The organism is Scandinavium goeteborgense, from assembly GCF_003935895.2.
GTDB lineage: Bacteria > Pseudomonadota > Gammaproteobacteria > Enterobacterales > Enterobacteriaceae > Scandinavium > Scandinavium goeteborgense.
In genome coordinates this window covers 2,237,259-2,252,438 of the sequence record NZ_CP054058.1, presented here as the reverse complement: position 1 = coordinate 2,252,438, position 15,180 = coordinate 2,237,259, and the positions used below count along the sequence as shown (strand labels likewise).

Here is a 15,180-nt window from a genome sequence, read left to right as displayed (position 1 = left end):
TGATTTTAAAGGATAAAAAGCAAATTAAAATAAATGATTGAGTCCTTTTTTAAAACAACATATATTAGCCGCGTTTTTTACAGGCAATTCCTTTAACCTTTAACTCAATCCGGTGTTAATAATACCCGTGGTTGTAGGAGTGATATGATGACGGATAAAGTCCGTATTGATACTTTAAGTGCTCATTCATTACCTCAAAGCAATGATACCTTCCTCGCAAGACAAGCCGAGTTTGAATCTAACGTCAGAAGCTATCCACGTAAACTGCCCTTGGCCATTGCCAAAGCGCAGGGCGTATGGATAACCGACGTTGAAAATAATCAATATCTTGATTGTCTGGCAGGCGCCGGAACCCTGGCGCTGGGTCATAATCATCCTGACGTGCTTCAAAGCATTCAAAGTGTCATCAGCAGTGGCTTACCGTTACATACGCTGGATTTGACCACCCCTCTAAAAGATGAATTTTCATCTTATTTACTCTCTTTATTACCGGGTCAGGGCCAAGAGTATTGCCTGCAATTCACCGGTCCATCTGGCGCTGATGCCGTAGAAGCAGCGCTCAAACTGGCAAAAAAAGTCACCGGACGATCAGGCATCATCAGTTTCTCCGGCGCCTACCACGGCATGACGCACGGCGCACTTGCCGTGACCGGCAACCTGTCGCCAAAAGAAGCCGTCAGCAACATGATGCCGGAAGTGCAGTTTATGCCTTATCCGCATCTGTATCGCTGCCCGCTGGGTATTGGCGGTGAGGCAGGCGTTAAAGCATTAACGTATTACTTCGAAAACTTGATCAATGATGTGGAAAGCGGCGTACGCAAACCTGCGGCAGTGATCCTAGAAGCAGTGCAGGGTGAGGGCGGTGTGAACCCGGCTCCGGCTGAGTGGCTGCAGCGCATCCGTAAAGTCACGCAGGAGCATGGCATTCTGCTGATCATCGACGAAGTTCAGGCTGGTTTCTGCCGCACCGGCAAACAGTTCGCCTTTGAACACGCCGGTATCGAGCCTGACATCATCGTGATGTCTAAAGCGGTCGGTGGCGGTTTGCCGTTAGCCGTACTGGGTATTAAAAAGCAGTTTGACGCATGGGCGCCAGGACACCATACCGGGACATTCCGCGGGAACCAGCTGGCGATGGCCACCGGCCTGACCACGCTTAAGATCCTCAAAGATGACGGCATTGCGGATAAAGTTGCCGCTCAGGGCGAGTGGCTGAAAGGCAAATTGGCTGAACTGCAACAACGTTATCCGGTTATCGGTCACGTACGCGGTCTGGGCCTGATGATCGGCATTGAAATCGTGAAGCCGAATGAAGCGCAGGATCACATGGGCTGCTACCCGGCGGATGGCGAGCTTTCTGCATTGCTGCAGAAAAAATGCTTTGAATCCGGTTTGATTCTGGAGCGCGGCGGCCGTCATGGTTGCGTCCTGCGCCTGCTGCCATCTCTGCTGATTACCAACGCTGAGCTGGAAATTTTCCTCGATAAATTTGAAAACGCCTTGCTGGGCGCTGGCCTCAAGCCAGTTTAATCGGAGTTAACAACGTGTCTGATAACAATCCGATTCTGTCCGGTTCGGCGCAAAGTATCGCTGCCTATCAGGACGCTATTGAGCAGAGCAGCCAGGCGGTCATCGACTGGTTGAAGCAGCCCGAAATGTACCAGGGCAAAACCGTCGACCAGCTGCGCGAGCGCATCCAGTTGAACTTTACCCCTGAAGGCCTGGGCAACCAGGCTGCCATTGCCCGTGCTGTTGAGTATTTTCTCAAGGACAGCTTGTTAGTCCATCACGCACAATGTGTGGCGCATCTGCACTGTCCAAGCCTGGTGATTAGCCAGGCGGCAGAAGTGTTGATCAATGCCACTAACCAGAGCATGGACTCCTGGGATCAAAGTCCTTCCGCCACTATCATTGAGATTAAACTCATCGAGTGGCTGCGTGAGCAGGTGGGTTACCGCGGCGGTGACGCGGGCGTATTCACCAGTGGCGGCACCCAGAGCAACCTGATGGGGCTGATGTTGGCGCGTGACGCTTTCTTCGCCCGTCAGGGACACTCCGTTCAGCAGCACGGTTTAACCGGCGATCTGAGCAAAATCAAAGTTTTCTGCTCTGAAAGCGCGCATTTTTCCGTGCAAAAAAACATGGCGTTGATGGGGCTGGGCTATCGGTCTGTCACTCAAGTGAAAACCGACGCGTTCTCACGCATGGATCTTTCTGATCTGAAAGCCAAACTGGCGCAGGCGAAAGCCAACGGTGAACAGGTGATGGCGATTGTGGCCACTGCCGGTACGACGGATGCGGGTGCCATTGATCCGTTAGTTGAGATAACAACGCTCGCCGCCCAAGAAAATATTTGGGTTCACGTTGATGCCGCCTGGGGTGGCGCGCTGCTGCTTTCTGAGAAGTATCGCCACTATCTGAGCGGCCTGGAATGCGCAGACTCGGTGACCCTGGATTTCCACAAGCAGTTCTTCCAGACCATCAGCTGTGGGGCATTCCTGTTAAAAGACGCACGTCATTACGAGCTGATGCGTTATCAGGCGGCATATCTCAACTCTGATTTTGACGAAGAGCAGGGCGTGCCGAACCTCGTGTCAAAATCGTTGCAAACAACGCGTCGTTTCGATGCCCTGAAATTGTGGATGGGCCTTGAAGCGTTAGGTAAAAAGCAGTATGCCGAGATCATTGATAACGGTGTCACGCTGTCGCAGCAAGTGGCTGAATATGTTTCAGCACAGCTGCACCTGGAACTAGTCATGCAGCCACAGTTGGCAAGCGTATTGTTCCGGTTCCGTCCAGAAAGCGGCGATAGCGCATTTGTCGCATTGCTGAACCAGCGTATCGGTGATGTGCTGCTGGCATCCGGAAGCGCCAACGTTGGGGTAACGGAAGCGGACGGCGTAACGTGCCTGAAGATGACGCTGTTGAATCCAACCGTTTGTCTGGAGGATGTCATCGTCCTGCTGACAAGTGTGAAAGAGACGGCAGAGACATTACTCAATGCTGAGTACCGGTAGTAAGCGAGTAGAGTAGAAGTGACGTAAGCATGCGCTACGTGAAATCTGCAATTTGCCGTGGGCAACTGAGGTCAGGTTTCACGTAGCGTACAACGAATATCATTCTTTAGATTCTCTCAAACTTCATTTAACATAATATACATTATGCGCACTAAGGTTGTAGTAGCTAATTCAGGACGTTATCGACCGGCCTGACGCCTGACAAACACAGATGGCAGTTCAACGGTTTGGTATCTACGACCGTCAGTGCCGCCGTCTGATACCGCGTTATCGTGATGATGGTCCGGCCGCCGTCATGGTAAATCGAGCAATAATCAGTTGCCTCCGGTACTTGGCCGCATACGCACTGAACATTAGTCCCGAATGCTATAACGATTTCGGTCCGACTCTGGCTTGTGAAAAACTATCTGAGGTTCACGGCGTTCATCTTTCCAAAGAAACCGTCCGTAAGCTGATGACTCAGGCCAGTCTTTGGTTACCACGTAAATTTGCCAGGCATTAATGATGGACAAATTGCCTTTATTCGAATTATTTTGTTAATGCCTCTAATGATGCCTCACTTAGAAATTGGTTTAATAAATGCGCCGTAAAAATATTAACGATTATCAAGCTTTTATCGCAGTAGCCCGGGAAAAAAGCTTCACAAAAGCGGCAACTCAGTTAGGTGTCTCACAGTCGGCGCTGAGCTACACGGTGAGGACTCTTGAAGCAGACCTTGGTCTTCGTCTTCTTACCCGTACCACACGTAGCGTTTCGGCGACAGAAGCTGGCGAGCGGTTACTTTCTCGTATAGGACCCCATTTTGACGAAATTGAAAGTGAGATTGCCGCGCTCAGCGGATTGCGAGAAAAACCAGCCGGTACTGTGCGTATTACTGCCGTTGAACATGCCGCTGATACAATTCTCTGGCCTAAACTCGCTCCTGTGATGCTCGAATATCCCGATATCAACATTGAAATTATCAGCGAGTACGGACTCAAGGATATTGTCGCTGAGCGTTATGATGCCGGAGTTCGGTTGGGCGAACAGGTGGATATGGATATGATTTCCCTGCCACTTACCAGGGACTTCCGTTTTGCAGTGGTCGGTGCGCCCTCTTATTTCATGGGGAAGATATATCCGGAAACACCACGTGATTTAAACGACCACAGCTGTATCAAATTACGCCTGCCCACTCATGGAGGATTCTATACCTGGGAGTTTCGCAAGGATGAGACTGAAATTAAGGTGCGAATTGATGGACGAGCGATTTTCAGCACAATAAATATGATGAGGCAGGCCGCCCTTGATGGGCTGGGGCTTGCTTATCTGCCGCTAGATACGGTGGAGAATTACCTTGAAAACGGGATGTTAGTCCAGGTGCTGACTGACTGGTGCCCACCGCGTCCCCCCTACCATCTTTACTACCCCAGCCGTTTGCAACATTCTCCGGCATTTGCACTTGTGCTCAAAGCACTCCGCATCCCATAACCTTTGAACGCTGTTTATCCCGGTCCATATTGAACGTAGTTTCTTATCACCCCATTAAGAAAATCTCCTTCTAAGCCCATGCGAAATTAAGCATCTAATTTCTGAATACTAAAGAGATTAAGATGGCCACTGAAACAATCTGTGTTCTTTCAGCGGCCAGGGCCGTCATCATGTAAATGAGGGAGTCTCGCTATGAGTAATAAAACAGGTGGATTAAGCCGCCGAAATTTTATCCTGACAAGCTCAGTGGCCTCCGCAGGATTTCTGATGGCGAGTCATGCTTCAGCCCTGCACTCACCTACCCCTCATATATCTGGCACCACGACACATGTAGATGGCGTCACAGTCAGCAGCGTCCTGTTCCGGAACAATGAAATAATGATGTCCGGGAAGCTGGCTCCTTTCTTCAAAAAGAATCTCATTTAGGTATAACTATCCATGAAATAAAATCCACTTCTTGAAAAATTTACACTCGGTAAAGGTGTGACTCTGCGCAACCGTATTGTGATGGCCCCGATGACGACCTGGGCTGGTAATGATGACGGCACGGTATCTCATGAGGAAGAAGCATATTATCGTCGACGCGTTCAGGACATCGGGCTGGTCATTACTGGCTGTACACATGTTCAGGAAAACGGCATTGGGTTTACGGGAGAGTTTGCTGCGTATGACGACAAATTTATTCCCGGTTTGAAGCGTCTGGCTATTGCTGCAAAAAGCGGTGGAGCACCGGCAATCTTACAAATATTCCATGCAGGTGTGAAAACCAGCCCTGAACTGGTTTCGGATATTGTAGCTGCAAGCGCTATTCCCGGTGACGCCGGTCCTTTCGCACCGTCCGTTACCCCTCGTGAACTGACATGCACTGAAGTCGAAACTGTTATTCAGCATTTCGGGGAAGCAACTCGCCGTGCAATAGAAGCAGGATTTGATGGTGTTGAGTTACATGGTGCTCATGGCTTTTTACTTCAGAACTTTTTCTCACCTCATTCCAACCGTAGAGAGGATCAATGGGGCGGCTCTCTTAAAAACCGTATGCGTTTCCCACTCAGCGTCATTGAGAGTGTGCGTAAAACGATTGCTGAGCATGCAACCAATCCCTTCCTGATGGGATACCGCATTTCACTGGATGAGCATTACGAAGATGGGTTGCGCATTGATGAGTCGCTTAAGCTGGTTGACCGCCTGGTCGATGAAGGTATTGATTATCTTCATGTATCACTCGGTAATGTACTTGAAGCCAGACCCGTTGATGCACCGAATGGCCCGAAAGCCATTGAAATCGCGCGCGATCATCTGGCTGGACGTATACCTCTTATTGTTGCCGGACAGTTGCGAACACCAGAGCAAGCCGAGGATGCTGTTAAAGCAGGGGTATCTTTGACTGCCGTAGGTCAGGGTATGGTGATGAACCCAGACTGGGTTAAGTTTGCAGATGGCAAAGCTGAAGGAAAAATTGCTCTCAATATTGCTGCATCAGACGTAGAGCAACTTGCTATACCCCAGAAACTCTGGCGCGTAATTGAAGAGACCACTGGCTGGTTTAACATCCGTTAAATTTATCTAAGCGGTCCCAAATTTGGCAAGGTGGGCCCGCAATGACCATAGCAACAGATGTCACCCGCGAAGACGATATTAAAAAGCTCGTTGATACTGCCGTCTCGACAGAGTTATTACCCGGACGGACATCAAGAGCTCCGGCTTAATGGCGTGTCACTTCCCTACTCCACCAATAACAAACTTTCTGAGTTCGATTGCCGGTAAGTCGGTCATAAAAAATCTCCATTACTTTAGCTATGCTTTAAAACCTATGACATATGAAATATCATATGTGTTGTTATTTTTTAACGAGGTTAAGCATGCTACAGCCTGTTCAGCTTTTTAAACTGCTCGCCGATGAAACCCGTTCGACTATCGTGATGCTACTCAGGGAGTCCGGTGAGATGTGCGTCTGTGACATCTGTGCGGCAACCGCAGAATCTCAGCCAAAAATCTCACGACATATGGCGCTGTTACGCGAAGCAGAACTGGTCATCGACCGCCGCGAAGGAAAATGGGTGCATTACCGACTGTCGCCACACATGCCTGCATGGGCTGCGGGTATTATTGATACCGCCTGGAACTGTGAACGAGAAAACATACGCAACAAGCTTAGTAGCGTTGCATCTGCCTCCTGCTGATGACGATGTATATATTCGAATAAACAAATGTGAATGGAGTTTCCGATGTTACTGGCTGGTGCTATCTTTATATTCACGCTCGTCCTGGTTATCTGGCAACCCAGAGGGCTGAGGATTGGCTGGAGTGCCTCACTGGGCGCAGGTCTGGCATTGCTGACTGGCGTCGTTCATCTGGGGGATATTCCGGTGGTCTGGCAGATAGTGTGGAATGCGACCGCCACCTTTATTGCCGTGATTATCATCAGTCTTCTGCTCGATGAATCCGGCTTCTTTGAATGGGCCGCGCTGCACGTTGCCCGTTGGGGGAATGGCCGGGGGCGACTTCTCTTCACGTGGATTGTGCTGCTTGGATCGATGGTCGCCGCACTGTTCGCCAACGACGGTGCAGCACTGATCCTGACGCCTATCGTTATCGCGATGCTGCTGGCCCTGGGATTCAGCAAGGGGTCAACCTTAGCGTTTGTCATGGCCGCTGGGTTTATCGCTGACACGGCAAGCCTGCCGCTGATTGTCTCAAACCTGGTAAACATCGTCTCGGCGGATTTCTTTAAGCTTGGTTTCTCCGAATATGCCGCCGTGATGGTGCCGGTCAACCTGGCGGCCATTGCGACGACGCTTGTGATGTTGCATCTGTTTTTCCGCAAGGACATTCCTGCCGTTTACGACGTTTCTCTTTTGAAAGAACCGAAAGACGCTATACGCGATGCGAATACCTTTAAAACCGGCTGGCTGGTTCTGATTTTACTTCTGGTGGGGTTCTTCGGACTGGAGCCGCTGGGCGTTCCTGTCAGTCTGGTCGCTGCTGTTGGTGCCCTGCTCCTGTTTGTGGTTGCGAAAAAAGGTCATGCCATTAACACAGGCAAGGTGTTGCGAGGTGCCCCATGGCAAATCGTTATCTTCTCGTTGGGGATGTATCTGGTGGTCTACGGCTTACGAAATGCCGGTCTGACCCATTATCTTTCATCCGTGCTGAATCAGCTGGCAGAACAAGGATTATGGGCGGCAACGTTGGGTACTGGCTTCCTGACAGCCTTCCTGTCATCGGTGATGAACAATATGCCGACCGTGCTGGTTGGGGCGCTGTCGATTGAGGGCAGCGCAGCCACTGGTGTTATCAAAGAAGCGATGATTTACGCCAACGTCATCGGCAGCGATCTGGGGCCTAAAATTACCCCTATCGGCAGCCTGGCAACCTTACTTTGGCTGCATGTTCTTTCGCAGAAAAACATCAAAATTACCTGGGGATATTACTTCCGGGTGGGCATTGTTATGACACTCCCCGTGCTGTTTCTCACGCTGGCAGCACTGGCGCTTCGTCTGTCTTTCACTTTGTAATGAGATACTGATATGAGCAACATTACCATTTATCACAACCCGGCCTGCGGGACGTCCCGAAATACCCTTGAAATGATCCGCAACAGCGGGACTGAACCCACCGTTATCCTCTATCTCGATACACCACCAACCCGTGAGGAACTGGTGAAACTGATTGCAGATATGGGGATCACTGTTCGGGCATTGTTACGTAAAAATACAGAGCCGTATGAGCAGTTAGAACTTGATAAAAATACATTCACTAATGATGAACTGATCGACGCCATACTCGCGCACCCAATTCTGATGAATCGTCCCGTCGTGGTCACGCCACTTGGAACATTGTTATGCCGACCGTCAGAGAAGGTTCTGGAGATACTTCCGGAAGCTCAAAAAGCAGAGTTCACAAAAGAAGACGGCGAAAAAGTTGTTGATAACGAAGGGCGTCGTTTGATCCGAAAGTAACTTTTCTCGTATAAACCATGGGGTGTATACCAGAGGGTTTTATCCGTATGATATTCAACTTTATGGAAAGAATACGAGTTAAGTAAATATGATGCAGCTAAGAGAACGGCTTGAAATTCATCAGGTCGTTATTTATTTTTTTGCAGTGGTCCTGGCTGCTATTTTCGCCACTGTGGTTCCAGGCACGTCAGTATTTGAAAAAGCAATAACTCCGGTGCTGGCACTGATGTTGTATGTCACGTTTCTCCAGGTTCCTGTAGCCGAACTTGGCCAAGCATTCACCCGTATTCGCTTCCTCATGCCATTGCTTATAGCCAATTTCGTGATCGTACCGGTGCTGGTTGCTTTCCTGATACAGTTTATTCCAAATAATCCGCTTGTCATGCTGGGAGTGCTCATGGTTCTCCTGAGCCCCTGTATCGATTATGTGGTGACATTTTCACAATTGGGTCGGAGCGATTCGAAACTACTTTTGGCTTCCACACCTGCGCTACTGATTATGCAGGTACTGCTCTTGCCAGTGTATCTGCATTTATTTCTGGGTGACCAGGCTGAAGGGCTCGTCAGACCCGGGCCATTTTTTCAGGCCTTCATGTGGTTGATCGTGATGCCTCTTTGCCTGGCAAGTTTGACCCAATTCTGGAGCAGCAGGAGTCAACTGGGGTATTCAATTAATAAAGGGCTTGGTTTGCTACCTGTTCCGGCGACGGCAGTTGTCTTGTTTGTTGTCGTCGCAGCAATGGTTCCTCAACTGGGAGAAGCTAAATCAGCGGCATTACATGTTGTGCCTGTATACGTTGCCTTTGCAGTGCTGGCGCCATTAGCCGGGTGGTGTGTATCCAGATTATTCAGATTAAACGCTACCTCTGGCAGAGCCATTGCGTTTAGTGCAGGAACACGAAATTCCTTGGTTATACTTCCACTTGCGCTTTCAGTACCCGGAGCAATACCTGTTTTACCAGCGGTGATTGTTATGCAGACAATGGTCGAATTACTGAGTGAGCTTATTTATATTCGACTAATACCCTTACTGGGAAGCAAATCAGAGAAATAACCATTCAGGCATAATTCATTTGCCGCTCAGATGGGCGGCTGATAGATCGGAAAAATCTATCCATTTGAAGTTATCTTTTCTTGGGTCCAGACTTTATTCCACTATCCCTGTGGAGAAAACACCATGCACGGCTATTCCGCTACCGTTCACACCGAGGGCGCTGACATCGCTTATGACGTTGAAGGTCAAGGGCCATTACTGCTGCTGGTTGCTGGCGGGAATGGTGACAGCCGACGTTTCGCCGCCTTGTCGGCTCAGCTTTGTGATAACTACACCGTAGTGCGTTACGATCGTCGCGCTAATTTCCGCAGTACCGGCGATATTCATGCTGAACTGGACATGGCGCAACAAGGTCGCGATGCGGCGGCCGTTATTCGTGCCATGGGTACTGAAAAAGCGTTTGTGTTCGGTCACAGTGCTGGCGCTAACATTGCGCTAAAGCTGACGCAGGATCACCCGCAATTAGTTCGCGCCCTGGTCGATCACGAGCCACCCATCACTGACTTATTGCCAGAGCTTGAAGCCACCACCTGGCGCCACTTTTTCGACCGCGTGTACAACACCTATAAAGTCGACGGCGGAGCCGAAGCGATGAAACTGTTTAACACCGCGTTCGTTGGTCTGGATCTGAACGCCAGCGCTCCAGGCGATCAAGGCAGTGCCTATGCGCGTTTTCTTGCTCACGAATTCAATGTCATCAGCCGCTTTGTCCCAGATCTGAATCTGCTTCGCCATAACGCTGTGCCCATGGTAACTGCCCGAGGCCGCACCAGTGCCGACGCATTTTATGCTCTGACCGCCCGCGAGCTGGCCAGCCAACTACCCTGCCCGTGTATTGAAATCAGCGGTCATCACCTGAGCTATGCCACCGATCCACAGCTGTTCGCCAATGAGTTGCATCAAATCCTGATTACCCTGAGCAAATAATTATGATGAAAGTCGCTCAACCTTTTATAAGGGTGTCTTTTCGCGTATGGGTAAGATAGGCCAGCACCGCAGCGCTGGGTTCGTTTTTACGGCTGACCAGCATCAGATTGGCTGTGAGCGCCTTCGAATCAAGTACCCGATAGACCACGCCCGGAATAGCCACCTGCGCTAACGGCGCGGGAACCAGCGCGATCCCAAGCCCGGCCCCGGCCATCGCGAGCACGCTCAGTGAGCTGGAAATACGCCAGGCAATATTCAACGAATCACCCAGCAGCTTTTGTAACTGCGTATCCAGCTCAGAATCCGCGTCGTTGATGGAGTACATGATTAACGGTTCATTGGCCAGCATATCGACAGTCAGACTCTCTTTATCGGCAAGCGGATGCTCGCTGGACATCACCACCACCCGCCCCCATTCACCCACGGATTCATACACCAGGGCTGAGTCATGATCAGGATAGTAATCAGGCATATAACCCACATCCAGTGTGCCGTTCTGAATAGCCTCATTTTGCAGCTGCGGGGCCAACTCCTGACAAATAATCTCAGCATCTGGATACGCCTGATGAAACGCGCGAACGTCCTGCATCAGCCTGCCGCTAAAGACGGCATTGCCAGCAAACCCGACCCGCACCCTACCCGTTTCCCCGCGAATCGACCGCTCGACCGCAAGTCGCGTATGTTCCATGTGCTCGAGCGTGCGCATGGCTTCGGCCTGCAAAAGCTTACCGGCGTCGGTCAGTTCGACCCGACGACTGGTACGAATCAGCAACGGACCGCCCAGCTCGGCTTCAAGGGCTTTTATCTGCATGCTCAATGCGGGCTGAACGATATTGAGCCGTTCTGCCGCTCGGCCGAAATGTCGTTCTTCAGCGACGGCCAAAAAGTATCTCAGGTGACGTAAATCCATAACCCTCTCCATCAATCAATAAAAATGATTGATCAGTAAAATCTATATATTTGAGTTTACCTCCTTTCGGGGCCAAACTGAATCCAGTCAAACACGACTGACAACTAACAGGAACCCTAAACATGCATAACCCACTTCAAGACCGCCAGCAACTTAACGACCTGATGAATGGCTGGATGCACCGCGACCTGAGCGAATGGGATCAGCTGCGCAATCTGTTCCACCCGGACGGCACCATCGAAATTACCTGGTTCGAAGGGCTGGCCAGCGATTTCGTGAATGGCTCAATGCGGATGGGCGCGTCTGACCTGCGAACTAAACATCTCATCGCGTCACCGGCAATCACCTTCAACGAAGCCGGTGATAAAGCCATTCTGGAAACCAACGCGATTATCATCGCTGAGAACGTGAAGCTGAATATCGGCTGTGAATGCCACAACCGTTTTTACGACCTGGCCGAAAAACGCGACGGCGTATGGAAACTGTTCCATCGTCAGAGTGTTTACGATATTGGCACTTTCACCTTCCCGTTCGGCCCGGTAGAGATTGACCAAGCGATTGTGACGAAATATCCACGAGAATATGCCGCGCTGGCCTATTTACTTGAGCAGAGCGGATTCCCTCTGGGACGCATCTTCGCGACACGCGGCAGTGAACTGGAAGCCAAGATGAAAGCTGACGGTAAACGTTGGTTAGCCGCCTAAACCGAATTCAATATCAGTGAAATAAAGGAGTAAATGATGGTCCAGAGAATCGATGTGCATGCACACTTTTTGCCCGAACGCTATCGTGCGGCCCTTGCCGCGGCGGGTCATTCGAAACCTTCAGGGATGCCCGCCATTCCTGAGTGGAACGTCACTGAACACCTTGAAATGATGGACCGTAATGAGATTGGCAGTGCTATCCTGTCGGTATCGGCGCCCGGCGTCCACTTTGGTGATAACGCCGCAGCCCGCGATCTGGCGCGTTTTGTTAATGAAGAAGGTGCCACCGCAGCGCACGATAATCCTCAGCGTTTTGGCATGTTTGCCACCTTGCCGCTGCCGGATGTCGACGGCGCGCTGCGTGAACTGGAATATGCCTTTGATACCCTGAAGGCCGATGGCGTGGTGCTGGAAAGTAATTTCCACGGAATTTATCTGGGAGATGCCCGCTTTGATCCGGTGTTTGAGGAACTGAATCGTCGGCACGCGAAAGTGTTCATTCACCCGACCAACCCGCATTGTCCGTGCTGTCAGGTTCAGCCAAAAGGTGAAAATGCCGCAGCGCTGCCACCGATTGGCTATCCGTTCCCGATGATTGAATTTATGTTCGAAACTACGCGAGCAGTATTTAATCTGCTGCTTTCCGGGACACTGGATCGCTTCCCGAATGTGCAAATTATCGTGCCGCATGCAGGGGCGACAATCCCGGTGCTGGCCGATCGTGTGGCGGGCCTTTCTCCTGCGCTCGGTCTGCCTGAAAAACTGGATGCGGAAAAATTCATGACCTCGTTGCGCGGCATGTATTACGACCTGGCCGGTTTCCCACTGCCTCGACAGCTTAACGCGCTGCTGGAAATCGCTGACCCCAAACATGTTTTGTACGGCAGCGATTACCCTTATACGCCTGAACCGTTAGTGACCGCCCTTGCCGCCCAGCTTGACGGCAGTCCGCAGCTTTCAGCGGCATTACGGGCCGATTTTATGCGTAACAACGCCCTCGCCCTTTTCCCTCAGTTTGCGTAATTCTGGCTGCTGAAGTTACAAAATTATCTGGCGACAACGCGGGTACAAAAATTACGTGCATCCAGCCCGCTCAGGGCTGGTGAGTAAACGTCAGTTCCGGCACTAAAGCATCGTTGTCCTGCATGCATTTCTTCCATGCGCTGCCTTCTGAACCGTTGTCCAGAATGGTTGAGGTTCGGTACTCAACGGAGCGACGATGTTCCTTACCCGTGGCATCTGTGGTGACATAGTTTGCCGTCGTCCAGCGCGTGCGGGTCGGCGATCCTTTGGCGACCAACGCGATGGTTTTCTCTCTGACCTCTTCTGCGCAGTCATGAGCCGCAGCGAGCACGCGCTGATATTGCGTCTCATCGGGCGTCGTGGATTTTGAAGAGGAACAACTGGACACCATAAATCCTGCAACCGCGATGGTGCAGACTATTTTTATCATTATTAATGCCTCAATGATTGCTGGCGGGTGATTCAGGTTTTTTCAGTGGGACAGGTTCTGCTTTTTCTAGTGTAGCTTTACTTGTCGATTGCTCCACCGCTTTCTGTTTTAGGGCCAGTTCATCGATAACCAGTCGGTAGGCAATGTAGTATTTATAGATATTGCTGACGTAGGTAACGGTTTCCGCACCAATTTTTTCGGCGGCCACATTTTCAACGTTGCCAAACCAGACATTAGGGTCAAAGCCGCGCTTTTGGGTTTCTGTGCGTAAGCGTGCGACCCGGGCGGGACCGGCGTTATACGATGCAAACGAGAAAAGCACTTTATCAAGCTGCGTCATCGGCTCATCGCCATAGTACTGGTCTATCATCCAGCGCATGTATTTGATCCCGGCGTTAATGTTGGGATCCAGATGGCGAATATCACCGACGTTCAGCTCTTTACCGGTCTTCGGCATCACCTGCATCACGCCAATCGCGCCGACGGGGCTACGCACCTTCTGATTCAGCCGTGATTCCTGATACCCTTGAGCAATCATCAGTAGCCAGTCCACGTTATAGCGATCGCCGTATTTGCGGAAAATATCGATTAAGGTTAAAAACTTCCGCCTTTCCGCCTCAGATGTCGCATTCTTGACGTATTTCGTGTTCTTTAAGTATCGAACTAACAATATGTTTCCGAGTTTGCTCCCCACTTTATTTTCTTTCACAAAGCCATTTAATAACGCCAACAGTTCGGGATTACTCTTGCGCACGCCCCAGGCAATATTCCCGTGCTCGCGAAGAACAATATTTTCATGTACCTCAATGTTGGGGAAAACCTGTTTCCAGAAAAGTGCTTTATGCCTGTCGACCACAATCAGTGGGATCAACCCGGCATTCAGCATTTCAATCAGATCTTCATCCTCAAGGGCTTCCGGCGCGGGGTGCAGCGTGACCGGGGGCAATGATTCCTTCGCAAAGTGCGCATTCAGCGTTTTCAGGCTTTCGTAATAGCTTGATGAATAACGGACAAAAACTGTTTTGCCCGACAGCTGTTCCAGGTTTTCAACCTTAGGTGAATCAGGGCCGGAGAGCAGCAACTCTTTCACGTTGGCATAAACAGGGTCGGTGAAGGCGGCAAGCTTCATGCGATCGGGGGTAATCGTCAGATTCGCGGCGACGATATCCCCTTTACCTTCGTTCAGGGCGCTAAAAAGCTGCTCGCGGGTCACTGGTACAAAGATGATACGTACCTTTAGATGGCGATGTTTGAGCTGTTTATCCTTCATCAATTTTGTATTCAGGTAGCGCTCGAACGCGATAAACGCATCGTGTGTCACACCGCGCTGGGTGCCTTTGTCGATGAAGTAAAAAGTTTTGCTGTAGGTGGTCAGCACGCGGATCACCCGCCGATCGTACATCCCCTGCAAATCACCGACCCAGGGCTGCTGAATGTCCTCCATGCTGACGCTCAGTGATTGGTCGGTGTCATCTTTTACCGGTGCTGCAAACGAGGCGGTAACGAACAATAAGGCGGCAAGGCCAATCAAACTGATGGCGGTGAAAGGATGCGAAAATGATGCATTCATGGAGCGGTACTCCGCGCGGTGCATCACTCTATTTTAGCCAATTTCCCGGCAACAGGCTTAAGAATAAAGGGTGAAACCGCCCGCAGGCGCCGTCCATGGCGAGGGTATTCTGGCGC

Annotated in this window: 14 protein-coding genes and 1 pseudogene; 12 read left to right on the top strand and 3 right to left on the bottom strand. The window is 50.7% G+C overall.

The features are described 5' to 3' along the window. Nucleotides 1-144: 144 nt before the first annotated feature. The 10 genes and pseudogenes from A8O29_RS11605 to A8O29_RS11565 all read left to right on the top strand — a co-directional run bounded on the left by A8O29_RS11605 (nucleotide 145) and on the right by A8O29_RS11565 (nucleotide 10,427). Entirely contained in the window at nucleotides 145-1,530 is a 1,386-nt protein-coding gene (locus tag A8O29_RS11605) for a diaminobutyrate--2-oxoglutarate transaminase (RefSeq protein WP_159465254.1), read from the top strand. Nucleotides 1,531-1,544: 14 nt separating this feature from the next. Then, the gene (locus A8O29_RS11600) at nucleotides 1,545-3,017 is read left to right on the top strand and encodes a pyridoxal phosphate-dependent decarboxylase family protein (protein WP_125353546.1); all 1,473 of its coding nucleotides are present in this window, start codon (nucleotides 1,545-1,547) and stop codon (nucleotides 3,015-3,017) included. A 205-nt stretch (nucleotides 3,018-3,222) separates the two neighbouring features. Beyond that, nucleotides 3,223-3,504 (top strand): annotated as a pseudogene (locus A8O29_RS22970) (ISNCY family transposase); the annotation flags it as partial. A 92-nt stretch (nucleotides 3,505-3,596) separates the two neighbouring features. After that, a complete protein-coding gene (locus A8O29_RS11595) occupies nucleotides 3,597-4,487 on the top strand; it encodes a LysR family transcriptional regulator (RefSeq protein ID WP_125353545.1) in 891 nt (296 codons plus the stop codon). Between the two features lie 507 nt (nucleotides 4,488-4,994). Further along, complete coding sequence (locus A8O29_RS11590; protein WP_420854026.1) at nucleotides 4,995-6,044, top strand: NADH-dependent flavin oxidoreductase; 1,050 nt, start codon at nucleotides 4,995-4,997, stop codon at nucleotides 6,042-6,044. Between the two features lie 302 nt (nucleotides 6,045-6,346). Beyond that, nucleotides 6,347-6,667: a transcriptional regulator gene (locus tag A8O29_RS11585; RefSeq protein WP_032898385.1), complete on the top strand. Its 321-nt coding sequence runs from the start codon at nucleotides 6,347-6,349 to the stop codon at nucleotides 6,665-6,667. Between the two features lie 45 nt (nucleotides 6,668-6,712). Beyond that, nucleotides 6,713-8,002 (top strand): arsenic transporter, encoded by a 1,290-nt coding sequence (locus A8O29_RS11580; protein ID WP_125353543.1) that lies wholly within the window; start codon nucleotides 6,713-6,715, stop codon nucleotides 8,000-8,002. A 12-nt stretch (nucleotides 8,003-8,014) separates the two neighbouring features. Further along, nucleotides 8,015-8,446 carry a glutaredoxin-dependent arsenate reductase gene (arsC, locus tag A8O29_RS11575; protein WP_125353542.1) on the top strand — a complete coding sequence of 144 codons (432 nt, stop codon included), beginning with the start codon at nucleotides 8,015-8,017 and terminating at the stop codon, nucleotides 8,444-8,446. A gap of 88 nt (nucleotides 8,447-8,534) precedes the next feature. Beyond that, nucleotides 8,535-9,500: an arsenic resistance protein gene (locus A8O29_RS11570; RefSeq protein WP_125353541.1), complete on the top strand. Its 966-nt coding sequence runs from the start codon at nucleotides 8,535-8,537 to the stop codon at nucleotides 9,498-9,500. Between the two features lie 123 nt (nucleotides 9,501-9,623). After that, the gene (locus tag A8O29_RS11565) at nucleotides 9,624-10,427 is read left to right on the top strand and encodes an alpha/beta hydrolase (protein WP_125353540.1); all 804 of its coding nucleotides are present in this window, start codon (nucleotides 9,624-9,626) and stop codon (nucleotides 10,425-10,427) included. Between the two features lie 16 nt (nucleotides 10,428-10,443). Here the strand turns inward: A8O29_RS11565 and A8O29_RS11560 are convergent, their stop codons facing one another. Further along, nucleotides 10,444-11,337, bottom strand: coding sequence for a LysR substrate-binding domain-containing protein (locus A8O29_RS11560; protein WP_125353539.1), 894 nt, complete (start codon nucleotides 11,335-11,337; stop codon nucleotides 10,444-10,446). 122 nt (nucleotides 11,338-11,459) lie between these two features. Here A8O29_RS11560 and A8O29_RS11555 point away from each other — a divergent pair, with 122 nt between their 5' ends. Continuing rightward, nucleotides 11,460-12,041: a nuclear transport factor 2 family protein gene (locus A8O29_RS11555; protein ID WP_125353538.1), complete on the top strand. Its 582-nt coding sequence runs from the start codon at nucleotides 11,460-11,462 to the stop codon at nucleotides 12,039-12,041. A 33-nt stretch (nucleotides 12,042-12,074) separates the two neighbouring features. Then, a complete protein-coding gene (locus tag A8O29_RS11550; RefSeq protein WP_246316655.1) occupies nucleotides 12,075-13,064 on the top strand; it encodes an amidohydrolase family protein in 990 nt (329 codons plus the stop codon). A gap of 70 nt (nucleotides 13,065-13,134) precedes the next feature. On the opposite strand, the gene A8O29_RS11545 is transcribed toward A8O29_RS11550, so the two are convergent. Together A8O29_RS11545 and A8O29_RS11540 are read right to left on the bottom strand one after the other, a co-directional pair. Beyond that, complete coding sequence (locus tag A8O29_RS11545) at nucleotides 13,135-13,494, bottom strand: hypothetical protein (protein WP_125353537.1); 360 nt, start codon at nucleotides 13,492-13,494, stop codon at nucleotides 13,135-13,137. 10 nt (nucleotides 13,495-13,504) lie between these two features. After that, nucleotides 13,505-15,064, bottom strand: a complete 1,560-nt coding sequence (locus tag A8O29_RS11540) for an MltF family protein (protein WP_125353536.1) — start codon at nucleotides 15,062-15,064, stop codon at nucleotides 13,505-13,507. Nucleotides 15,065-15,180: the final 116 nt, after the last annotated feature.